The sequence below is a fragment of the Variovorax sp. F042 genome, from assembly GCF_057814215.1.
On the sequence record NZ_JBVASX010000011.1, the window covers coordinates 208,176 to 228,039 of the forward strand.

The 19,864-nt window shown below is 62.7% G+C and carries 22 protein-coding genes; 6 read left to right on the forward strand and 16 right to left on the reverse strand.

From position 1 onward, the window contains the following. Positions 1–20: 20 nt before the first annotated feature. Positions 21–731, forward strand: a complete 711-nt coding sequence (locus tag ACZYSP_RS27280; RefSeq protein ID WP_489017683.1) for an HD domain-containing protein — start codon at positions 21–23, stop codon at positions 729–731. On the opposite strand, the gene ACZYSP_RS27285 is transcribed toward ACZYSP_RS27280, so the two are convergent. Beyond that, on the reverse strand, positions 728–1,696 hold the full coding sequence (locus ACZYSP_RS27285; RefSeq protein WP_489017685.1) for a LysR family transcriptional regulator: 969 nt from the start codon (positions 1,694–1,696) through the stop codon (positions 728–730). The two genes, ACZYSP_RS27280 and ACZYSP_RS27285, sit on opposite strands and share 4 nt — an antisense overlap. 120 nt (positions 1,697–1,816) lie before the next feature. On the opposite strand from ACZYSP_RS27285, the gene ACZYSP_RS27290 reads away from it, so the two are divergent. From ACZYSP_RS27290 to ACZYSP_RS27300, 3 genes are read left to right on the forward strand one after another with little or no spacing between them, the layout of a single operon-like run. Further along, on the forward strand, positions 1,817–2,806 hold the full coding sequence (locus tag ACZYSP_RS27290) for a tripartite tricarboxylate transporter substrate-binding protein (RefSeq protein WP_489017687.1): 990 nt from the start codon (positions 1,817–1,819) through the stop codon (positions 2,804–2,806). 2 nt (positions 2,807–2,808) lie between these two features. Next, a complete protein-coding gene (locus ACZYSP_RS27295) occupies positions 2,809–3,378 on the forward strand; it encodes a 4-hydroxylaminobenzoate lyase (protein WP_489017689.1) in 570 nt (189 codons plus the stop codon). Continuing rightward, the gene (locus tag ACZYSP_RS27300) at positions 3,375–4,076 is read left to right on the forward strand and encodes a nitroreductase (protein ID WP_489017691.1); all 702 of its coding nucleotides are present in this window, start codon (positions 3,375–3,377) and stop codon (positions 4,074–4,076) included. The genes ACZYSP_RS27295 and ACZYSP_RS27300 overlap by 4 nt, the downstream gene beginning before the upstream one ends. 673 nt (positions 4,077–4,749) lie before the next feature. Here ACZYSP_RS27300 and ACZYSP_RS27305 read toward each other — a convergent pair. From ACZYSP_RS27305 to ACZYSP_RS27335, 7 genes are all read right to left on the reverse strand, one after another. Then, positions 4,750–5,328, reverse strand: coding sequence for a flavin reductase family protein (locus ACZYSP_RS27305; RefSeq protein WP_489017693.1), 579 nt, complete (start codon positions 5,326–5,328; stop codon positions 4,750–4,752). A gap of 66 nt (positions 5,329–5,394) precedes the next feature. Next, entirely contained in the window at positions 5,395–6,024 is a 630-nt protein-coding gene (locus ACZYSP_RS27310) for a Rossmann-fold NAD(P)-binding domain-containing protein (RefSeq protein ID WP_489017695.1), read from the reverse strand. A gap of 28 nt (positions 6,025–6,052) precedes the next feature. Beyond that, on the reverse strand, positions 6,053–6,712 hold the full coding sequence (locus ACZYSP_RS27315; RefSeq protein ID WP_489017697.1) for an SDR family oxidoreductase: 660 nt from the start codon (positions 6,710–6,712) through the stop codon (positions 6,053–6,055). A gap of 71 nt (positions 6,713–6,783) precedes the next feature. Further along, entirely contained in the window at positions 6,784–7,254 is a 471-nt protein-coding gene (locus tag ACZYSP_RS27320) for a nuclear transport factor 2 family protein (protein WP_489017699.1), read from the reverse strand. 66 nt (positions 7,255–7,320) lie between these two features. Further along, the gene (locus ACZYSP_RS27325) at positions 7,321–8,340 is read right to left on the reverse strand and encodes an alpha/beta hydrolase (protein ID WP_489017701.1); all 1,020 of its coding nucleotides are present in this window, start codon (positions 8,338–8,340) and stop codon (positions 7,321–7,323) included. A gap of 21 nt (positions 8,341–8,361) precedes the next feature. Then, positions 8,362–8,859: a nuclear transport factor 2 family protein gene (locus tag ACZYSP_RS27330; RefSeq protein ID WP_489017703.1), complete on the reverse strand. Its 498-nt coding sequence runs from the start codon at positions 8,857–8,859 to the stop codon at positions 8,362–8,364. Positions 8,860–8,930: 71 nt separating this feature from the next. Then, positions 8,931–10,034 carry an alkene reductase gene (locus ACZYSP_RS27335; protein WP_489017705.1) on the reverse strand — a complete coding sequence of 368 codons (1,104 nt, stop codon included), beginning with the start codon at positions 10,032–10,034 and terminating at the stop codon, positions 8,931–8,933. A gap of 104 nt (positions 10,035–10,138) precedes the next feature. On the opposite strand from ACZYSP_RS27335, the gene ACZYSP_RS27340 reads away from it, so the two are divergent. After that, positions 10,139–11,101: a LysR family transcriptional regulator gene (locus ACZYSP_RS27340; protein WP_489017707.1), complete on the forward strand. Its 963-nt coding sequence runs from the start codon at positions 10,139–10,141 to the stop codon at positions 11,099–11,101. A 52-nt stretch (positions 11,102–11,153) separates the two neighbouring features. Here the strand turns inward: ACZYSP_RS27340 and ACZYSP_RS27345 are convergent, their stop codons facing one another. The 6 genes from ACZYSP_RS27345 to ACZYSP_RS27370 form a co-directional block, all read right to left on the reverse strand. Beyond that, positions 11,154–12,509 (reverse strand): MFS transporter, encoded by a 1,356-nt coding sequence (locus tag ACZYSP_RS27345; RefSeq protein WP_489017709.1) that lies wholly within the window; start codon positions 12,507–12,509, stop codon positions 11,154–11,156. 147 nt (positions 12,510–12,656) lie between these two features. Then, entirely contained in the window at positions 12,657–12,884 is a 228-nt protein-coding gene (locus ACZYSP_RS27350) for an acyl-CoA carboxylase biotin carboxyl carrier protein subunit (protein ID WP_489017711.1), read from the reverse strand. Continuing rightward, the gene (locus tag ACZYSP_RS27355) at positions 12,881–13,693 is read right to left on the reverse strand and encodes a LamB/YcsF family protein (protein ID WP_489017713.1); all 813 of its coding nucleotides are present in this window, start codon (positions 13,691–13,693) and stop codon (positions 12,881–12,883) included. Before ACZYSP_RS27355 ends, ACZYSP_RS27350 begins: the two co-directional genes overlap by 4 nt. Beyond that, complete coding sequence (locus ACZYSP_RS27360; RefSeq protein WP_489017715.1) at positions 13,680–14,633, reverse strand: 5-oxoprolinase subunit C family protein; 954 nt, start codon at positions 14,631–14,633, stop codon at positions 13,680–13,682. The genes ACZYSP_RS27355 and ACZYSP_RS27360 overlap by 14 nt, the downstream gene beginning before the upstream one ends. Beyond that, the gene (gene pxpB / locus ACZYSP_RS27365) at positions 14,633–15,373 is read right to left on the reverse strand and encodes a 5-oxoprolinase subunit PxpB (RefSeq protein ID WP_489017717.1); all 741 of its coding nucleotides are present in this window, start codon (positions 15,371–15,373) and stop codon (positions 14,633–14,635) included. The genes ACZYSP_RS27360 and pxpB overlap by 1 nt, the downstream gene beginning before the upstream one ends. Next, positions 15,370–16,779, reverse strand: a complete 1,410-nt coding sequence (locus ACZYSP_RS27370; RefSeq protein ID WP_489017719.1) for an acetyl-CoA carboxylase biotin carboxylase subunit — start codon at positions 16,777–16,779, stop codon at positions 15,370–15,372. Before ACZYSP_RS27370 ends, pxpB begins: the two co-directional genes overlap by 4 nt. Before the next feature lie 335 nt (positions 16,780–17,114). Here ACZYSP_RS27370 and ACZYSP_RS27375 point away from each other — a divergent pair, with 335 nt between their 5' ends. Continuing rightward, positions 17,115–18,053, forward strand: a complete 939-nt coding sequence (locus ACZYSP_RS27375) for a LysR family transcriptional regulator (protein WP_489017729.1) — start codon at positions 17,115–17,117, stop codon at positions 18,051–18,053. Between the two features lie 72 nt (positions 18,054–18,125). Here the strand turns inward: ACZYSP_RS27375 and ACZYSP_RS27380 are convergent, their stop codons facing one another. After that, the gene (locus ACZYSP_RS27380; RefSeq protein WP_489017721.1) at positions 18,126–19,037 is read right to left on the reverse strand and encodes an amino acid ABC transporter substrate-binding protein; all 912 of its coding nucleotides are present in this window, start codon (positions 19,035–19,037) and stop codon (positions 18,126–18,128) included. A gap of 9 nt (positions 19,038–19,046) precedes the next feature. Continuing rightward, positions 19,047–19,424 (reverse strand): VOC family protein, encoded by a 378-nt coding sequence (locus tag ACZYSP_RS27385; RefSeq protein ID WP_489017731.1) that lies wholly within the window; start codon positions 19,422–19,424, stop codon positions 19,047–19,049. Positions 19,425–19,864 lie beyond the last annotated feature (440 nt).

The window sequence follows — 19,864 nt, forward strand, 5'->3', positions numbered from 1 at the left end:
ACCAGCACAAGGACCACGCCATGACGCACTCAGCCATCCCTGGGGTGTACATACCCGACAGCCAGCTCGCGCGGGAGATGACCCAGTTCATCCGCGACACCGAGAGCGATCTGCTCTTCCACCACTCCGTGCGCGTGTATTGCTGGGGCTACCTGACCGGGGCCCGCACAGGCTTGAGCTTCGATCCGGAGCTGCTCTACGCGGCGTCGATGTTCCACGACATCGGCCTCACCGCACGTTACCGCGACAGCCAGCTGCGTTTCGAAGTGGACGGTGCGAATGCCGCACGGGAATTCCTGCGGGGCCACGGCGTGCGCGATGCCGACATCGAGACCGTCTGGAACGCCGTTGCGTTGCACACCACGCCGGGCATACCGCAGTTCATGCGCCCGGAGATCGCACTGGTCCAGGCCGGGGCAGGCATGGACGTGGCGGGCCGCGGCTACGACCAGTTTTCCGAGGCCCAGCGCGCGGCCGTGGTCGCCGCCTCTCCGCGGGAAGCAGACTTCGCGCAGGGCATCATCGACGCCTTCTACGAAGGCATGCAACACCGCCCGCTCAGCACCTTCGGCACCTTCAACGACGATGTCCTGGCTTTCAAGGACCCCGCCTTCCAGCGCATGGACATGTGCAGCATCATCCTGGCTTCGGACTGGACCCGCCGAACGGGCTGCCAGGCGGCAGGCGGCTGCCCGCACCACGACCACCCACACCCCCCGGCAAATGGCTAGGCCACCTGTTGCGCCACCCGCGCGATGCTTTCCTGCAGCCACACCTGCGCGGGGTCGTGGTCATTGCGGCTGTGCCAGACCGCGCGGAACGTGGACAGCGCGGTTGGATAGGGCGGCTCGCGCACCAGCAACTCGCCCGCACCTGCCAGACTGCGCGCCAGCGACGACGGCATCATGGACAACATGTCGGAGCCGCGTAGCAAGGCCGGAATCGCCAGGGAATGCGGGACGGTCGTGCGATACCGCGGCGCCAGGCCCTCGGCCGACAACGCCTCTTCGAGCGCATGGCGGTCGAACATCTCGGCCTGCCGCGCCAGGCCACGCTCCAGGATGAAGCCGCCGACGGCGCCCTCCTCCTGGCCGCCCACAGACACCGTCACCAAGGGATAGCGCGCCAGGTCGCGCAGTGCCACCTTGCGGCGAGAAGCCGGGTGCCCCTTGCGCATGACGATCATCTCGCCCTGCGTCATCAAGGTCCGCGCGCTCAGGCGCGACGGCACCTGCGCGAAGATGCCCACGGCGATGTCGATCTTGCCGACGTCGATCTGCTCGGCGAGATCGAGGCGCGTGGACGGCCGGACCACGAGGTCGATGCCGGGGGCCTCCACCGCCATGAGCCGGCTCAGCTCCGCCACCATCACCGCCGTCAGGTGGTCGTTGGCGGCCACCGCGAAGCGGCGTGTGGACTTGCCCGGGTCGAAGGGCTCCACCCCCAGCGTGGCCTCGATCCGGCGCAACGAGTCGCGCAGCCCGTCGGCCATCGCCGCTGACCGTGCCGTGGGCACCATGCCCTTGGACGTGCGGACGAACAGCTCGTCGCCCACTACCTCGCGCAAGCGCGTGAGCGCGTGGCTGACTGCCGACTGGCTCAGGTTCAGGCGCTTTCCCGCACGCAGCAGGTTGCGGTCTTCATAGACCGCGTCGAACACCTTGATGAGGTTCAGGTCGATGCGTCCGATGCTCATGGTGCGCGTCTCCGATATTGCACGGCGTGCATTGTGCTCTTGCAAAACGGGCGATTCCGTTCATGGCGACGGATGACGATCATGGAGCCCTCAACCCCTTGCAACCTCGCGGAGCCCCCCATGAACCCACTCTCACGCCGGCGCTTCGGTGCCCTCGGTCTCGCCACGCTGGCCACCTCGGCACTGCCGACCATGGGCTGGGCGCAAGCCCCGGCGCCGCCGCGACGGATCATCGTGGGTTACCCCGCAGGAGGCACGCTGGACCAGACTGCGCGCCGCGTGGCCGAGGCATGGCGCAAGCAAGGCATCACCACCATCGTCGACAACCGGCCCGGCGGCGCGGGCCGCCTGGCCAACGCACAGCTCAAGCGCGAGCGCGCGGACGGCAACACCCTGCTGTGCACGCACACCTCGGCGCTCAGCATCTACCCGCACGTCTACACGAAGCTTGCGTACGACGCGGCGGCCGATTTCGTGCCCATCACACCGGTCGTCTCGGCGACCTGTGCCCTGGCCGTCAGCAACGCCGTCCCCGCGACCGTCAAGACCCTCGTCGACTACGTGCGGTGGGCGCAACAGGCTCCCAGCCGCGCTATGTTCGCGTCGCCGGCGGCGGGCTCCATGGCGCACTTTCTGGGTTTCCAGTTGTCCGAGGCGGCGGCGCTCAAACTGCAGCACGTGGGCTACCGGGGTTCGGCGCCGGCCATGAACGACCTGCTCGGTGGTCAGATCCCCGCGTACCTGGGCTTTGTCGCCGACTTCCTGCCGTACCTGCAGAGCGGCAAACTGCGCATCCTGGCCGTGAGCGGCGACAAGCGCTCGCGCGCCATGCCTGGCGTTCCGACCTTCGCCGAGCAGGGCTACCCCGCGATCACCGGCGTCGAATCCTACGGTGTCTTCGCTCCCCCCGGCACACCCGAAGCCGTGGAGAAGAAGCTGTACGACGACGTGCTCGCGGCCAGCAAGGACCCGGCCCTGGTGGCGGGCTTCGAGGAGGTCGGGATGGAGCTGTTCACGCTCACGCCCAAGGCCTACGAAAGCCACATCCGGACCGAACGCGACAAATGGGGTCCGGTCGTGCGGGCCTCCGGCTTCACATCAGAGGAGTGACCATGAGCAAGCACGACAGCAACCAAGACCGGGAAGAACTGATAGCGCGCAGCATCGCCTTCCTCGGCGAAGTGAAGGACATGACCGCGGGCACAGACGTCGAGCGCTGGCTGAACCAGACCCATGGCCCAGGCAGCGAGGTGTACGAGCAGCTCGCGCGCCTGGTGAAGGCCGGCGTGCGCGACGGCTGGGCCGCCAACGTCGAGATCACCGGACCGCACTACCGGCGCAGCCGCCTCGTGGAGCCGTCGGAGCGCACGCACTGGTTCAGCATCACGGCCGTGTACATGGACAGCACGGCCAACACGCAGGGCACCCCGGGCAACACCTTTCGCGGGCAGTACCACGCGCATCCCTATGGCGAGCTGAACATGGTGGTCCCTCTCAACGCCGGCGCAGCGCTGGCAGGGCCCAACGGCTGGTGCGAAGCGGGCTGGACGGCGCCCGGCCCGGGCAGCCACCACTACCCGGAAGCCCGCGGCGGCGCGGTCATCGCCTTGTTCTACCTGCCTGCCGGGCGCATTGCATACCACGCGCCACCGGTCGAAACGCAGGCCGAGGAGCGGCAATGACGCAGGGCGACATCGCGCACACCACGCGCGTGGTCGACGGTGTACTGCGGGGGCGGCGCAGCCTGCGCGCCTACAAGCCGGACCCCGTTCCGCGTTCCCTGCTGGAAGAGATCCTGGACGTGGCATCGAGCGCGCCCAGCAACTCCAATACCCAGCCATGGCAGGTGCACGCCGTCGCCGGTGCGCACCTGGCAGCACTGGGCGCCGCGTTAGTGAGCGCCTGCCGCGAGAACACGCTTCCGCCATCCCCGCACTTCCCCGACCCATTGCCCGACGAATACGCCCAGCGGCAGCGCGATTTCGGTGCGATCTACTACCAGACGCTCGGCGTGGACGTCGCCGACATGCCCAGCCGCATCCGGCAGACCGAAAAGAACTTCGTGTTCTTCGGCGCGCCGGTGGGCCTAATCTTCACCATCGACCGGCGCCTGGCGCCCCACAGCTGGCTCGACCTGGGCCTATTTGTCCAGAACGTGATGATCGCCGCCGCAGCGCGCGGCCTGGGCACCTGTCCGCAGGTGTCGTTCGCGCGGTTCCATCCGGTCATCGCACAGCACCTGGCCTTCACGGAGCACGAGCTGACGGTGTGCGGCATGTCGCTGGGCTACCCCGATCGCGATGTGCCTGTCAATCAGGTGGCCACGCCGCGTCGGGCCGTGCATGAGTTCGTCAGCTTCCAGCACTTCGCGGATCCATGAGCGCGCCCAGAACGGCGGCCGAGCGCAGCGTTCGTCGGGCATACGCACATCGGAGACTGGTGCTTGGCATGGTGCCTGTGGCGCTCCGCGGATTGATATCGCCAACCGCCGGACCCTTGCAATTGTCCGCTGGCGTGCACTCAAGGTCGCGGCGGTGACCGACCGCAACGGGCGCAGAGCGATAGTTCACCAGCTGCGCGAGCAGCCGTTCGCGTGATCTAGCGGTGAGCTTTCGCTGATTGACCGGTTACGGGGGTACAGCGGACCGACGCGCTTGGCGAGCGTGAATGTCGGGTTTCGCAAGCGACGGTCATTCAGATCTGAAAACTCAAGGTCAGCAGCCAGTCTAGACCGGCCGTCGCGGATAGACGACTGTGATGGGTCAGCCTCACTATGACCTGGCAGCGGAGCACCAAGCCGCTAGCGCTCCCCCGACGATGGGCATGTCTCAGACATTAATGCGCTGTCTCGGACTTTAATGTCCGAGACAAGGTGCCTTATGAAGCTCGGACGTGAGGATTGCTCGTCAGCATCATAAAGTCCGAGACAACTGCAGGATGCAGCTTGGCGGGGGGCGCAAAGTCGGCAAATAAGTCGGAGACGCCATCGCCGGAGCTCGTTCGGCCAGTTTTCTAAAGCACATGGCAAGCCGTCGGCCAGCTTGCGAAACTCGTCAGGCGTCAACGACAACGAGCGGATCGCCAATGGCATAAAAATGCCCGCCGGCGATGTAGTGCAGGCTGCGCATGGCCGGATCGGCAGTCTCGAAGTTCCAATGGCCGTCCTTGAACACGCGCGTATCAGACCAGGCTCCGACGATCTCACCGATGAACAGGTCGTAGGTCTGCTGGTTGTGCGGCTCGGGCACGACCTTGCAGGCCAGCCAGGCCGAGCATCCGGCAACAAAAGGCAGGTCGTGGCCATCCATCGCGAAGAGTTCGACGCCGCTCTTCGACATCTTCCCAGGCTCATCGGACAGGCTGCGATGCCCCACCTGGTAGGTAAGGGCCAGTCGCGCAACGGTGGGTACCTGGATCACGAAGGTGCCGCTCTTCTCGACGAGTTCTCGGGTCTTGGCAATCTTGTCCAGCACGACGGTCAGCTTGGGCGGTTTGTAGTCCAGCGCGCAGGCCCAAGCCGCCGCCATGACGTTGTCCACGCCACCGTGGCGCGCCGAGACCAGGACCGTAGGACCATGGTTGAGCAAGCGATAGGCCTTCTCCAGCGGCACCGGAGCGACGTGTTTGTCCATGAGGACTCCTTTGTTCAGACATCTGGTGTCTTCGTTGTCAATGAAAGCCGAGTCGTGCAGCACCAATCAGATCATCCGGTCCGAGGTCACGACACGAACACCAAGCTTCGGGCGGACAGCCGCTTCGAGCAGCGCGCTGGCGATCTGCGGGGCCGGGTTGAGGCGCCAGCGCCTGGGCAGCAGCGGCCCTGCCAATGTCAGTCCCATCACCATCATCCGTTCGCCGAAGCGAAACTCGTCCCGATGACCGCCGATGACACCGGGCCGCACGAAAGTCAGTGATTCGAAACCCTGGCCGGTCAGCGCTTGTTCCAACTCGCCCTTGACCCTGTTGTAGAAGAAGCGCGAGCCGGCATCCGCGCCAATGGCTGAATTCAGCATATAGGTCGGCGTGCCATGCGCACGCGCCAATCCGGCGACGGTCAGTGGATAGTCGAAGTCCACGCGGCGGAATGCTTCCTCGGAGCCCGCGGTGCGCATGGTGGTGCCCAGCGCGCAGATCACCGCATCCGCCTGCCACCAGTCGGCGTCCTGCGGCAGACGATCGAAATCCACCTGCGGATTGAACAGCTTCGGGTGCGCCGTCAATATTCGCCGGGAGGGCGCGACCACCGCTCCCACGCGCGGATCAGCCAGCGCGAGTGTCAGGACGTGGCGCCCGACCAGACCCGTAGCGCCGACCAGCAATAGTTTCATAGGGGATGCCATGAATGCGCGCCGGTGCTCAGGCGCGTGCAAGACGCTGCACCGACTCGGCCACCGGGGTGTCGCCCTGGGTCAATTCGATGATGACGCGGCTCACTGCCGGCTGCTCGATGATCGCCAGCAGCGTGGCGGCCACGTCATCGCGCGCCACCTCGCCGTAGGGGATCGCCAGCCCAGTACGAACCTTGCCGGTCCCTGGCGAGTCCAGCAGCGTACCGGGACGAAGGATGACCCAGTCCAAATCGGTCTCGGCCAGATGCACATCAGCGAGCTTCTTGACGGACATGTAGTTCTCGAAGGTCTCGGAGATCTCCTTGCCGCGGAAGGACTCGGGAAAGGCCGAGACCAGGAGGAAGCGCTTGATGTCCGCCTGCTTTGCGGCAGCCACCGCCAGCTCCAGCCCGCGTCCGTCGATGGCATTGGTCATCGCCATGCCCCCTTTGCCTCCGGCGCCTGCGCAGAACACCACGACGTCGCTAACTCCCATGAGTCGCGCCAGTTCGTCCACCTCGAGTTCCTGCAGGCTGCCGAGCACCGGGATCGCGCCGAGGCCCTTCAATTCCACTGCCTGCTCCGGACGGCGGTACAGCGAATGCGGTTCGTGGCCGCGCGTGGCCAGCAACTGCGCAAGGCGACGGCCAACCTTGCCGGCGCCGCCGACGATGAAGATCTTCTTCATGGGGTGCTCCTTTCTTCTTGACCTGGTAGAGCGGAGTGCCCGTGGCACTCTGTGGCGATCGCTCGTGAAGCTCAGGGAGCGACGTGCGTGTGAAAGATCTTGCTGATCACAGTCCACTTGCCTTCGACCTTCAGCAGATGGAAGAAATCGGTGAAGCAGAAACCGGAGACATCGTTGGTGTCAATGCGGGCGCTTGCGGCGGTGCCGACGATCTCGATGCGGACAATGGCACTTTGCGCTTCAGGCGACGGACGGAAATCCTTGTCGATACCGTCGAACAGATTCTGGATGGCTCCGCCTGAGAGCTTGCCGTCGGCGCCCATGCTGAACATGGTTGCCTGCTCGCTGAAAGCGGGCTTCATGATGCTGCTCTTGGCCTGCTTGCAGCCTTCGCTGTATTTGTTCAGCACCTCGACGATGGCGTTGTACTCGGGGACGTAAGTAGGTTTGTTCATGGTTTCACTTTCGGTCGAGGTTGGGGAATTTATGAATCGGGAGGAAGAAGATGCGCTCGGCGTTTGCAGCGTCACCGGCAGGATCACCGGGTGTGCTTTTCGTCATGAGATACCGCAGCTGTGCCATGAGCTGCGGGTTCCTTGCCTTTGAAATTACCTGCCCAGGTTGGCCTTGAGCTCTTGCGACGCCTGCGCGATCGCGCTGCGGGGCGCCGGCAGATGGCTGAACGCGTTCGACAGCCCAAAATCGTGAATCATGCCGTTGTAGCGCACCGACTTCACAGGCACGCCCGCGGCATCCAGCTTGCGGCCGTAAGCCTCGGCTTCATCGCGAAGGACATCGAATTCGGCGGTCTGGATCAGCGTCGGCGGCAAGCCCTTGAGCTGCTCGGTCGTCGCCTGCAGCGGCGAAGCGTAGATCTGCTTGCGTGCCTTGGCGTCCGTCGTGTAACTGTTCCAGAACCACACCATCAAGTCCTTCGTCAGGAAGTAGCCGTTGGCAAACTCCTTGTATGACGGCGTGTCGAAGTTTGCATCCGTCACCGGGCACAGCAGTACTTGCGAACGCAGTGCAGGTGCGCCTTTCTCGTTCGCCATCAAGGCAACCGCGGCGGCCAGATTGCCGCCCGCGCTGTTGCCTGCTACGGCGAGGCGCTTGCCGTCGACGTTGATCTCCTTGCCATGTTCGGCCACCCAGGTGGTCGCGGCATAGGCTTGCTCGATGGCAACGCCGTATCCCACCTCAGGCGACAGGGTGTAGTTGACGAAGACCGCCACCGCGCCCGAGCCTGCCACCAGGTCACGCACCAACCGTTCGTGCGTCGGGAAGTCGCCCAGCACCCAGCCGCCGCCGTGGAAGTACATGAACGCGGGCAGGGTCTTCTGTTTGCTGCCTGCCGGGCGCACGATGGTGAGCTTCAGGTCGCTGTCATTGACGCGGATCGTCTTCTCGCTGACGTCAGCCGCCGGCAAGGCCACCTTGGGGCCAGCCTGCGCGCCCACCAGCGCGGCGCGGGCCTCGGCCGGCGTCATGGTGTCGAGCGTCTTGCCGCCTTCAAGGGATTGCAAGAATTTTGCGACGTTGTGTTCGACGCCGGGCAGGTCGGCTGCAGAAGCGTTACCAACCGCCAGGGACAGGACGGAAACGGCGAGAGCGGAGGTGAGGCTTGTCATACTCTTTTCTTCTTAGCCTGGTTAAGGTGCCACGTGGGTTTGGAAAATCTTGCTGATCACCGTCCACTGGCCATCGACCTTCAACAGATGGAAGAAGTCGGTGAACGAGACGCCCGACATATCGTTGGCGTCGATGCGGGCGCTGGCCGCCGTACCGACGATCTCGATGCGGGTGATCGCGGCCGTCGCGTCGGGAGACGGACGGAAATCCTTGTCAATCCCCTCGAACAGGATCGGAATCGCACCACCGGTCAGCTTGCCATCGGGGCCTACGCTGTACATCGTCGCCTGGGGGTTGAAAGCGGACTTCATGATGCTGCTCTTGGCCTGCTTGCATCCCTCGATGTACTTGTTCAGCAATTGGGAGATGGCTTGGTAATCGTGCACGTACGTCGGTTTGCTCATGGTGTTTCCTTGGTTGGCTTGTGGGCGGCTTGGCGAGTCTGCGGCTTGGGCGGTTGTGCCCATGCCGACAGCGATCGCCGCGAAAATCAAAGTCTTGATGAAAGTCGTCTTCACTCGGTTGCTCCTGATGGAGTCGCAATGACTCGTTGATTCCAGATCGGATATTGGGTTGGCAACCAACCTGCTCAGTCCACCAGCGCAGGCCAGTCGGTATAACCTTTGGCGCCGTTGCCGTAATAGGCATCACGTGGGGCAACAGCCAGTTCAACGCCCTCTTTCAACCGACGGACCAAATCGGGATTGGCAATGAATGGGCGGCCGAAGGCGACCGCATCAACCTTGCCTTCCAACCGGCGATTCACCGCAAGGTCGAGGTCATAGTTGTTGTTGCCGATGTAGGGGCCATTGAACCGTGCGCGCAATGCGTCGAGATCGATGCCTTCGGGCACGGATCGCGAGGTGGCCGTGGCGCCCTCGACAAAGTGCATATACGCCAACTGGAAGCGATTCAGTTGCTCGATCAAATGGCCATACGTCTGCATGACCTGGCTGTCCAGAGGCGTGTTGCCCGCATCCGGCGTCACAGGGGAAAGCCGAATACCGACGCGGTCGTGGCCCCAGACCTCGACCACCGCCGCAGTGACTTCTAATGTGAGCCGGCTGCGATTTTCAATCGAGCCGCCGTATTCGTCGCCACGCTGGTTTGTGGAATCGCGCAGGAACTGGTCTAGCAGGTAGCTGTTGGCCGAATGCACTTCCACACCATCGAAGCCAGCGCGCTTTGCGCATTCCGCGGCGTGTCGGTATTGCTGGATGATGCCGGGAATCTCGGACGTTTCCAGTGCGCGCGGCATCGAGACATCCAGCATTCCCTTTTCGGTATAGGTCTGCCCTTGCGCCCGAATCGCCGAAGGTGCCACTGGAGCTCCTCCGTCCGGCTGCAGGTCCACATGCGAGAAACGACCTACATGCCACAGTTGGCACACGATCAAGCCACCGGCTGCATGCACCGCGTCTGTCACTTTTTTCCAGCCCGCTACCTGTTCTTCCGTCCAGATGCCTGGCGTCAACGCGTAGCCCAGCCCCTGCGCGGAGATGTTGGTCGCCTCGCTGATGATCAAGCCCGCGCTGGCCCGCTGTGCGTAGTAGCGCGCGTGCATGTCGTTGGGCACGCCATCGGGACCCATGCGACTGCGGGTGAGCGGCGCCATGACGATGCGGTTTGCGAGCGCCAGCGCACCCATCGCCACTGGCGAAAAAAGATCGCTGGAAGAACTGCTGAGTGTCATTTTGTATTTCCTTTTGGCAATCACGTTGCATGAAGAATTCATGCGATACCAGCAGTGTGGACGCCGGAGATAATGACGTAAATAGTCATAAGCAGAAATACAGAATGAACAAAAAGCTCACAATCCAAAACGCGGTGCCTGCTGGCCGTGCGGGGGTAGCGCCCGCCGCGCCACCGATACATCTTCCAGGGCTTCTGACGTTCGAGGCGGCGGCCCGGCACTTGAACTTTGCGCGGGCTGCGGCGGAATTGGGCGTCACGCCCACCGCCGTGTCGCGCACCATCAAAGCCGTGGAAGCGCAGTTGAATGTGCGGCTGTTCAACCGCACCACGCGCAGCGTCAGCTTGACCGAGGCGGGTTCGTCACTGAACTCAAAAATGGCACCCGCGCTTGCACTGATCAGAGACTCTTTGTCAGAAGCTTTGCTAGCGACCGATCAGCCGTCCGGCACCGTGCGGATCAATTCCTCATACGTCGCATACCGTATGTTTATCGAACCCCATATAGACGCCTTCCTGGCGAATTTCCCGTTGGTCCATGTCGAGATATCGTTGGACAACGTGCTCGGCGATATCGTCAATGCCGGCTTTGACACCGGCATACGAATGGGCAAGAAAGTGCAGAACGACATGGTGGCCATGCAGTTGGGATCGGCACAAAAAAGAATCGTGGTAGCCGCCCCGGACTATTTTCAGGGCCGAAAGGAACCCAAGTCCATCGATGATCTGCTGAACCACGACTGCATTCGACAACGCTATTCCGTGGGAGGCCGGTGGTTTGAGTGGAAGTTCGATTCGGCGGGGCAAATGATTCAGATCGACGTGCAGGGGCGTCTTCTATTTGACGAAATGAGGTCTGTCGTTGATGCGGCGGCACGAGGGCAAGGCATTGGTTTCGTTTTCGAGGATTTTGCTAAGCAGGAGTTGGCCAGCGGCCAGTTGCGGCAAATTCTGAAGCGGCACAGCGGGATGGACGACGCGTTTCATCTGTACTACCCACATCGCAAGCACATGCCAGGGAAACTGCGCGCATTTGTTGATTTCATGCTCAGTGCCAATGCCAAATGACGTCGATCGCTTGCAACGCTGAACTGCAAGGCTTGAGACTTGCAGCCGTCGCCTATGCGAGACGATCCTTTGCGGTCTCCCGTACCGTCAGCAATGCGAGCAAGCTGAAGATCGCCGCTGCGATCAGCAGGATGGCGGGGGACTTCAAGTTGCCAGTGGACGCAATCAAGCTTGTGGCTACATACGGCGTCAGGCCCCCACCGAGGATCGCGCCGATGTTGAAGCTGAATGCCATCCCGGTGTATCGAATGCGCGTTGGAAATTGCTCGGCATAGGTCGGATAGCCGACCGATTGCACGATAGGCAAAGGCAAGGCAATGATGAACATGGCCAGCGCCGCTAGGCCGATGCTTTGCTGGTCCATGAGGATCATCATGGGCCACACGAGAAGCATGTAGCCCAGAAAGCCGATGCCCAGGACCCGACGACGCCCCCAACGATCCGAGAGGCCGCCCCAGAACGGCATGAGGATGGCCATGGTCACGCCGACTGCGGCCATGATCCAGTAGACGGTCGTCTTGTCGTACTTCAGGTAGGTGGTGAGATAGATGTTCATGAACACCAGGCCCACCCAGTAGCCGACGTTCTGGCCGAACGCCAGCGCGGTCACTTTCAGCACCTTCGACGTATGCTGGGTCAGAACTTCGCGCAGTGGGGCTTTGGTCGGCTCGTTATGGGCTTGGAATTCCTGGAATGCCACAGATTCCTCGACGCGGCGCCGTACGGCGGTCGACACGATCACCATAGGTATCGCCAGCAGGAACGGGATTCTCCAACCCCATTGCTGCATCTGGTCGGCGCTCAGCAGGGCTGAGGTCAGGCCGCAAGCAGAGGCCGCCAGTGCGCCGCCCACTGCAACACCCACCGGCGTGAAGGCACCGTAGAAGCCCCGCTTCCCGGGAGGCGCCGACTCGGCCACGTAAGCAGCGGCACCTGTGACTTCGCCGCCAGCGAAAAAGCCCTGCACGAGGCGGATCGCCAACAGCAGGATGGGCGCGGCGATGCCGGCGGTCGAGGCCACGGGCAAGAGACCGATGGCGGCGGTCGCAATGCCCATGCCGATCACGGTGACGAGCAAGATGCCGCGTCGGCCGATACGGTCACCCAATCGACCCAGAACAATGCCGCCAATGGGGCGCATCAGAAACGCGCTGCCGAAGACGGCAAGAATGGCCAGGAGCGACGCGGTCGCATCGGTGCTCGGAAAGAACAGGGGGCCGATGGTCGCGGCCATGTAGCCGTAGACACCGAATTCGTAGTACTCGATGGCCGTTCCCACCGATGCGGCCAGGGCCGCTTTGCGCGCAGTCGTCCGGGCAAGAGGGTCAGTCGTCGCATCACTGGAGAAGGAATGCGCCGGCAGTGCGCCCGACCCATCGGTCGAGCCCAGCGTGTGAGAGGTGTTCATCTTTTCTCCATCATGTGGGGAGGGATTCAAATTGCCTTCGAGAAGGCGCGGCTCGTCTCGGACGACGCGTCGTCCGTTTCGAATGGGTTCAAACAACTGAGGTGTTGCCAGCGGCAGGGCTGGATGAAATGCGCTGCCGCGACAGCGTCAACTGACGAGGAAGCGCGCGAGGACGACGTCTTCTTCAAGCAACGCCCCCTCGTCGAAGAAGAATTCGGCGACGAATCCCGCTGCGGGCGCTTGCAGCGGAATCTCCATCTTCATGGACTCCATGATTGCGATGTCGTCCCCCGCAGACAGGAGTGCATTCGGCGCGGCGACGATCTTCAAAAGCGTGCCGGCTGTGTCCGTGCGAATTTCGATTTCTTGGCTCATGCGTGGGCTCCAGGGGTAAGGGGGGACTTCGGCCGAAGGGCGGTGGCGCGCTGGCTCACAGGGCGAATGGACACGCCCTCGGCTTCGAGTGCCTGGCGGATCGCACGCGCGAAGCTCGCCGCATTGGGTTGGTCGCCATGAATGCACAGCGTGTCCGGCCGCACAGGCACGTCCACGCCGTTGATCGACCTCACCACGCCGGAGCGAACCATGCGCAACACCTGCGCCACGGATTGCTCGACGTCGGTGACCATGGCTCGCGGGTGCGAGCGCGGCGTCAGGGTGCCGTCGTCCTGGTAGCTCCGGTCCGCAAACACTTCTTCTGCCACGACGAGTCCCGCGTCTCGCGCGCTGCGGACGAGTTCTGAACCTGCGAGGCCATAGAAAACCAGTTGCGGATCGACGGCGCGCACGGCGTCGGCAATCGCGCGCGCCATCAGCGGATCGCGTGCCGCCATGTTGTAGAGCGCACCGTGCGTCTTGACGTGCGCCAGGCGAGTCCCTGCGGCCTTGCAAAAGGCTTGCAGCGCGCCGATCTGGTAGAGCATCAGGTGGAACAACTCATCTCGCCCCAGTTGCATGGGCCGCCGCCCGAATCCCTGGAGATCGGCAAACCCGGGATGTGCGCCGATCGAGACGCCACGGGCTATCGCGAGCTCGACGGTGGCGGCGATGGTCTGCGGGTCTCCGGCGTGCATGCCGCAGGCCACGTTGGCAGAGGTCACATGGTCCAGCACCGCCGCGTCGTCGCCGAGCCGGTAGACCCCGTAGTTCTCACCCACGTCGCTGTTGAAGTCAATGGGCGCCACGGCCTGCCTCCATCGTCCGGAAGAGCTCGCCCTGCGCAACCGCGAGCCGTTGCGCTGCATCCAGCGTGATCCACTCGAAGCGCACATGCTCGCCCGCCATGACCTGCGCGAGGCTGGGCAGATCCACAGTCGCAATGTTCGCGATGCGGGGGTATCCGCCCGTGGTCTGGCGATCTGCCAGCAGCACGATGGGAAGTCCATCCGGAGGGACCTGAACGGTTCCGAAGCTCACGGCTTCCGATTGCAGCTCCAGCGACTGCAAAAGGCGCAGAGGTTCGCCTTCCAGCCGGTAGCCCATGCGATCGGAACGCGGACTGACGCGGAAAGCCTGCTCGGCCATCGCCCGGTGCGCAGAGGGCTCGAATGCCTTCCACTCCCTGCCTGCGACGATCCGAAGTGGCGCCCCCGACGGACGCTGCACTTCCTTCGGGAAAACGAATCCGTTTGCATCGAGCGACAAAGTTCCTGTTGTTGCATGGGCAAGCCCGATGCGATCACCCTTTTGAAGCGGACGACCTTGCGCGCCGCCGAATCCGCCGCGAACGTATGTGCTCGCGCTGCCCATGACCGGCTGGAGTGCATAGCCGCCAGCGACTGCGATGTATGCACGCAGTCCGCTTGCGCGCTTGCCGAAGGAGAGCAGGTCGCCTGCAGCCACGGAAACTGGCGTGCAAAGTGGCAATACCTTCCCACCCAGGGTGGCGCCCAGGTCTGCGCCGCACACCGCAACGACCGCAGCCGCATCGAATTTCAGCGTGGGGCCAAGCAGTGTGACTTCGAGCGTGGCTTGAGAGGGCGCATTGCCGACCAGCATGCAGGCCAGCCGGTGCGAGCGTTCATCCATGACGCCGGAGACCGGAATGCCGTGGTGCTGGTGGCCGGCGCGCCCCAGGTCCTGAAAGGTCGACAGCGCACCGGGCTTGAGGACTTCGATCGTCATCACTTCGCTCCCATGGCTTCGAACTCGTCCACCGAAATGGGAACGAAACGAACGCGGTCACCCGCCTCCAGCAAACACACCGGATCGCGGGTCAGGTCGAAAAGCATCAACGGGGTTCGACCGATGAGATTCCATCCGCCGGGGAGCGTGAATGGATAGATCACGCTCTGGCGGTTCGCCAACCCGATGGAGCCGATCGGCACGGCTGTTCGGGGTTGCGCGCGCCTCGGTGGTGCCAGTCGTTCGTCGAAGGTGCCAATGTAAGGATGGCCCGGCGCAAAGCCGACCATTTGAACCTCGACATCAGCGCCGGCATGCAGATCGATCAATGCGCGAGACGACAGTCCACATGTTTCGGCCACAGACTCGAGATCGGGGCCGTGGTCACCGCCGTAGCAGACAGGAATCTCGACGAGGCGCGTGGAAACCGAATCGCTGCATTCGAACCCTTCAAGCACCGTCGAGATATGGCGTGCCGCGGCTTGGTAAGGCGTCTCTCCAAGCGTTAACAAGCACTGAATCGACTCTGGCCGATAGTGAATCCCAACGGTCGTCATTGCAGACACGATATCCGTCACGCCCGGAATGCCGGCTTCGCGCAATGCGGCCGCAGCGGTTGCCGACCACCGGCTGCCGGCGCCGGGAGCAACCAGGCGGGTCTCCACCACAAGACAGCTGTCGCCAGAAGGCGCGATTCGCCACGGCAGCTCTTTTTCGGCGAGCGCTTCGTGACCGCTCATGATGTGACTTTCGGCGAAGCGCTATCGCTCGCAAGCTCGCTCAAGTTGGCCAGCAGTGCCTGCTTTTCCCGATCGACAAAATTCGTGTCTACTGTGCCGGCCTCGAAGGCCGGATGCCGGATGACTTGCTGCAGGAAAGTCGTGTTGTGGCGAATGCCCGCTATGTCGATGGATTGCAGTGCCGCGTCCATCCGTTGCAGTGCCTCGGCACGCGTCGACGCCGCAGTGATGATCTTGGCGATCATCGGGTCGTAGAACGGGCTGATCGAATCCCCTTGGCGTACGCCGGTGTCCACGCGAAGGCCGTCGATCCCTGAAGGCAAGACAAATCGTTCAAGCAGGCCAGGCGATGGAAGAAAGTTCTTCAACGGATTCTCTGCATACACCCGGCACTCGATCGCGGCGCCTTGACGGTGAATTGCCGCTTGTGGTGTGTGCTCCAGAAGTCCGGCAGCCAGGAGAATTTGATCGCGCACCAGGTCCCGTCCAGTCACGGCTTCGGTGACACCATGCTCAACCTGGATGCGGGTATTCATTTCAAGGAAATAGAAGGCCTGGCTGTCCTCGTCCAGGATGAACTCGACAGTCCCGGCTCCGCGGTACCGCTGGCCCGCGGTAAGCGAGACGGCACAGGCGAGCATCCGCTCGAGTACGTCGGGTGCCAGGTTTGGCGCGGGGCTCTCTTCCACGATCTTCTGGAACCGTCGCTGCACCGAGCACTCGCGCTCAAAGAGGTGAACTGCGGTGCCGTCGCCGTAGCCGAAAACCTGCACCTCGATGTGCCGGGCGCACGCCACGAAGCGCTCCAGATAGATCGAGGCGTCGTTGAAGGCCTTCAGCGCTTGCGACTGGGTTGACGAAACGGCCGCTGCCAAGGTGGCAGGCGAGTCCACTCGTTTCATCCCGATGCCGCCACCGCCGCCGGCCGCCTTGACCAGCAAGGGGTAACCCACACGCGCGGCTTCAAGCGCCAGCAGTTCCACACCTTCGCCAGGAAGAAATGCGCGACTGCCTGGGAGAACAGGTACTCCGCACTGGTGAGCGATGCTGCGCGCCCGGTGCTTGTCGCCCATGTCCTCGATGGATTCCGGCGTGGGGCCAATCCATGCAATGCCATGACGTTCCGCAGCCCTGGCGAAGGTGGTGTTCTCGGAGAGAAAGCCATAGCCCGGATGCACCCCCTCGGCCTTGTACTGCAGGCCGGCATGGAGAACCGCATCGACATTCAGATAGCTCTCGCTCGCAGGCGCCGGTCCGATTCGGACGGCGAAGTCCGCCATTTCGCAATGCAGCGAGCCGGCGTCCGCGTCCGAATGGATGGCGATGGTCTGGATGTCCAGCTCGCGCGCCGCCCGGATGATGCGGCAAGCGATTTCGCCTCGATTGGCGACCAAGATTCTTTTCATACTCTGGCTCCTGTTTCGGTGGGTCGAAACGGTGCTCGGCTCATCATGTGATCCGCAAGAGATCTCATGGTGCGGCGCCCCGGTGCACATCAAGAACATCGAAGGAAGCTCGCGCTCACGCGCTGAGATTTCCTCGTGACATCTCGCATGTCTTCATCGTTCTCTCAGTGTTTTTTCTTACTGAGGTGGCGAAGTTTATGAACGTGCAACGTCAAAGAAAAACAATATAAATTCGTGCTTAACACCGAGAAATTCGATGAATGGACGCCACCGGATTGACTGCCTTTCGTCGATGCTTTATTGACCCGACGATCGATATTTGCGATGCTCACCCGGTGATCAGCGAACTCAAAACCTTCATCGCGGTGTGCAAGCACGGCACCTTTGCCGCAGCCGGAGACCGCATCGGACTCACCCAGTCTGCGGTGAGCAGCCAGATCAAGCGGCTTGAAGAGGCGCTGGGTTTCGAACTGTTCGATCGCACAGGGCGCTCCGCCACCCTGAACGTCGCAGGTCAGACGACCTTGCCGCGCGTGGAAGAGATCTGCGCGCTGTTTGCAAAGCTTGGAGAGCTTCCCCAGGACAGCACCACCAGCGGATTGCTGCGAATAGGCTCGATCGCCTCGGCGCAACCCACGTTGATGGCGCGTGCGCTCGAGAGGCTGCGCAAAGCCTTTCCCTTGGTACGTGTCCACGTGTCGCCTGGTGTTTCGATGCATTTGATGGATGACCTTGACGCCGGCAAGATCGATGCGGCGGTGATCATCCGTCCCCCTTTCGGCATGCCTTCCGATCTGACGTGGCAAGCGCTGATACACGAGCCTTATGTGCTTGTCGTACCCAAGGCGACGCCGGTGACGAGGGACTGGCGTGCATTGATCCAGGCGCAACCGTTCCTGCGCTATGACAGGGCTTCATTCGGCGGGCGGATGGTCGAGGGATTTCTTCGCCGCGAGGGGCTCTCGGTCAACGATGCGATCGAGATCGATGAGATCCCGGGCTTGATCCACCTGGCCTCCAAAGGGCTGGGCGTTGCGCTTGTGCCCTTGGTCGAGGCGCATCTCCCCCTGCCCGCAGGGGTGCGTGTCGTATCGCTGGGGGAGTTCACCTTCTACAGGGAGATTGGCCTGCTTCAACGCAAGCCAAGGGTGAGCCCACCGATCGTGGCCCATTTCGCGCAGCACTTGCGCGATGCAGCCGAAGCGCAGACCAGCGACCCGCTCGTGAGGAAACTTCGCCGCGCAAATGCAGTGGACAGGTCGCGCACGCCGTAGAGACGACTCTCGATTGCGCCGGCCGGCCAAGCTCGTGCCGGGCCGTGTGTGGCCCCGGCGCGATGCTCAGAATCAGCGCGTTTCGTAAGCTTCCAGCGGCTTGTCCGACGGGGCAGCCCAAGCGGCCTTGGTCATGGCGTTTGCTGGCAACCCCACCTTCGAGCCACTCGGAGGGATCGGCTGCATGAACCACTTGTCGTAGATGCGCGCGACTTCGCCGCTTTTGGCGAGTGCCAGGATGCTGTCGTCGACGACCTTCTTGAATGCCGGATCGCCCTTGCGGAACATGATCGCGATGGGCTCCACACTGAGAACCTGATCCAGCAGCTTGTACTTCTCGGGCTCCTTGCTCTTGGAGATCAGCGTTGCCAGGATCTGGCCGTCGGCGACAAATCCCTCAGCGCGGCCGCCTTCAAGAAGCAGGAAGCCCTCGCTGTTGTCCTTGGACAGCACCTCGGAGACGCCGGCCACACCGTCGCGCCCGAGCTTTCGCAGCGCTTGCACGGATGTGCTGCCGGTGGTGGCTGCGACCGTCTTGCCAGCCAGTTGCGTGGACGACGAGATGCCAGAACTCGTCTTGACAGCGATTCGAATGCCCTCGACATACAGCGTGGGCGCGAACGCAACATCCTTCTGCCGCGCGGCATTGTTGGTCGTGGTCCCACACTCGATGTCCACCGTGCCGTTCTGGACGAGGGGAATCCGGTTTTGCGGCGTCACGAGCTGGTACTTCACATCGATCTTGTCGAGCTGCGCCGCCTTCTTGATGTCGGCAATGACTCGCTCACAGATCTCGACATGAAAGCCTGTGTACTTTCCAGGCCCGAGCGTGAATGACATGGCGCCAGAGGCATCGCGTACGCCCATCGTGATGGAGCCTGACTCCTTGATCTTGCCCAAGGTTTCGGACTGGGCCGAAGCCGATGCGCAGACGACGACCAGCATGGCCGCAAGTGCCACGGCCGTGATGTTGCTCTTGATCATGGCGGTCTTTCAGCGTGCGAACAGCGAGCTCAGGTCCGCGAAGGACTTCATCTCGATGGCATTGCCAGAGGGGTCCAGGAAGAACATCGTTGCCTGCTCGCCCGCCTCGCCCTTGAAGCGGATGTAGGGTTCGATGACGAACTTGGTCTGGCGCGCCACCAGTTTGTCGGCCATGAGCTGCCACTGATCCATGGGAATGATCGCGCCAAAATGGCGTACCGGCACGTCGTGGCCATCGACAGCACTGCTCTGGCGGTGGCCGCATTCGTCCGGTGCCAGGTGCGCCACGATCTGATGGCCGTAGAAATCGAAGTCGACCCATTCAGGCGCACTGCGACCTTCCGGACAACCGAGCAGTTCGCCGTAAAACGCACGAGCTTCAGCGATGTCGCGGACGGGAAACGCCAGGTGGAATGGAATGCGGGTCGTTGCGGTAGACATGGAAATTTCCCATCGGGAGAGTTGCAGTGGGTGCAACTTTAGGGACGGCTTTCGATTACCGAAAGTGATTTATTTCGCTACTGAGCAACATGAAAATCGATTGATAAAAGAATAGGCATACGGCGATTGACCAACCCATGTCGTGCGGTGCGAGGTCCACCTCGTCCCCTCAGCTGCTGGAGGCGTATCGATGCGCTGCCGGATGCCTCGATTGCGGCGCAAAGCAGACATTCAGCGGGCCGCGCCGACTGACCGCAACCAGTCGAGGCTGTGTGGAAACAGCTGCATTGATGGGGCGCGCCAGATCCGTTGGGCCGGCGGACTCAGTTCCAACCGGAATTCTCGGCCGTCTCTACAAGACGCGAGTCGGCTCCTACGACTTCATC

Excerpts from the sequence above, each read along its gene's own strand:
- ACZYSP_RS27280 (WP_489017683.1), top strand. The coding sequence starts at position 21 with ATGACGCACTCAGCCATCCCTGGGGTGTACATACCCGACAGCCAGCTC.
- ACZYSP_RS27285 (WP_489017685.1), bottom strand. The coding sequence starts at position 1,696 with ATGAGCATCGGACGCATCGACCTGAACCTCATCAAGGTGTTCGACGCG.
- ACZYSP_RS27290 (WP_489017687.1), top strand. The coding sequence starts at position 1,817 with ATGAACCCACTCTCACGCCGGCGCTTCGGTGCCCTCGGTCTCGCCACG.
- ACZYSP_RS27295 (WP_489017689.1), top strand. The coding sequence starts at position 2,809 with ATGAGCAAGCACGACAGCAACCAAGACCGGGAAGAACTGATAGCGCGC.
- ACZYSP_RS27300 (WP_489017691.1), top strand. The coding sequence starts at position 3,375 with ATGACGCAGGGCGACATCGCGCACACCACGCGCGTGGTCGACGGTGTA.
- ACZYSP_RS27305 (WP_489017693.1), bottom strand. The coding sequence starts at position 5,328 with ATGGACAAACACGTCGCTCCGGTGCCGCTGGAGAAGGCCTATCGCTTG.
- ACZYSP_RS27310 (WP_489017695.1), bottom strand. The coding sequence starts at position 6,024 with ATGAAACTATTGCTGGTCGGCGCTACGGGTCTGGTCGGGCGCCACGTC.
- ACZYSP_RS27315 (WP_489017697.1), bottom strand. The coding sequence starts at position 6,712 with ATGAAGAAGATCTTCATCGTCGGCGGCGCCGGCAAGGTTGGCCGTCGC.
- ACZYSP_RS27325 (WP_489017701.1), bottom strand. The coding sequence starts at position 8,340 with ATGACAAGCCTCACCTCCGCTCTCGCCGTTTCCGTCCTGTCCCTGGCG.
- ACZYSP_RS27335 (WP_489017705.1), bottom strand. The coding sequence starts at position 10,034 with ATGACACTCAGCAGTTCTTCCAGCGATCTTTTTTCGCCAGTGGCGATG.
- ACZYSP_RS27340 (WP_489017707.1), top strand. The coding sequence starts at position 10,139 with ATGAACAAAAAGCTCACAATCCAAAACGCGGTGCCTGCTGGCCGTGCG.
- ACZYSP_RS27345 (WP_489017709.1), bottom strand. The coding sequence starts at position 12,509 with ATGAACACCTCTCACACGCTGGGCTCGACCGATGGGTCGGGCGCACTG.
- ACZYSP_RS27350 (WP_489017711.1), bottom strand. The coding sequence starts at position 12,884 with ATGAGCCAAGAAATCGAAATTCGCACGGACACAGCCGGCACGCTTTTG.
- ACZYSP_RS27360 (WP_489017715.1), bottom strand. The coding sequence starts at position 14,633 with ATGACGATCGAAGTCCTCAAGCCCGGTGCGCTGTCGACCTTTCAGGAC.
- pxpB (WP_489017717.1), bottom strand. The coding sequence starts at position 15,373 with ATGAGCGGTCACGAAGCGCTCGCCGAAAAAGAGCTGCCGTGGCGAATC.
- ACZYSP_RS27370 (WP_489017719.1), bottom strand. The coding sequence starts at position 16,779 with ATGAAAAGAATCTTGGTCGCCAATCGAGGCGAAATCGCTTGCCGCATC.
- ACZYSP_RS27380 (WP_489017721.1), bottom strand. The coding sequence starts at position 19,037 with ATGATCAAGAGCAACATCACGGCCGTGGCACTTGCGGCCATGCTGGTC.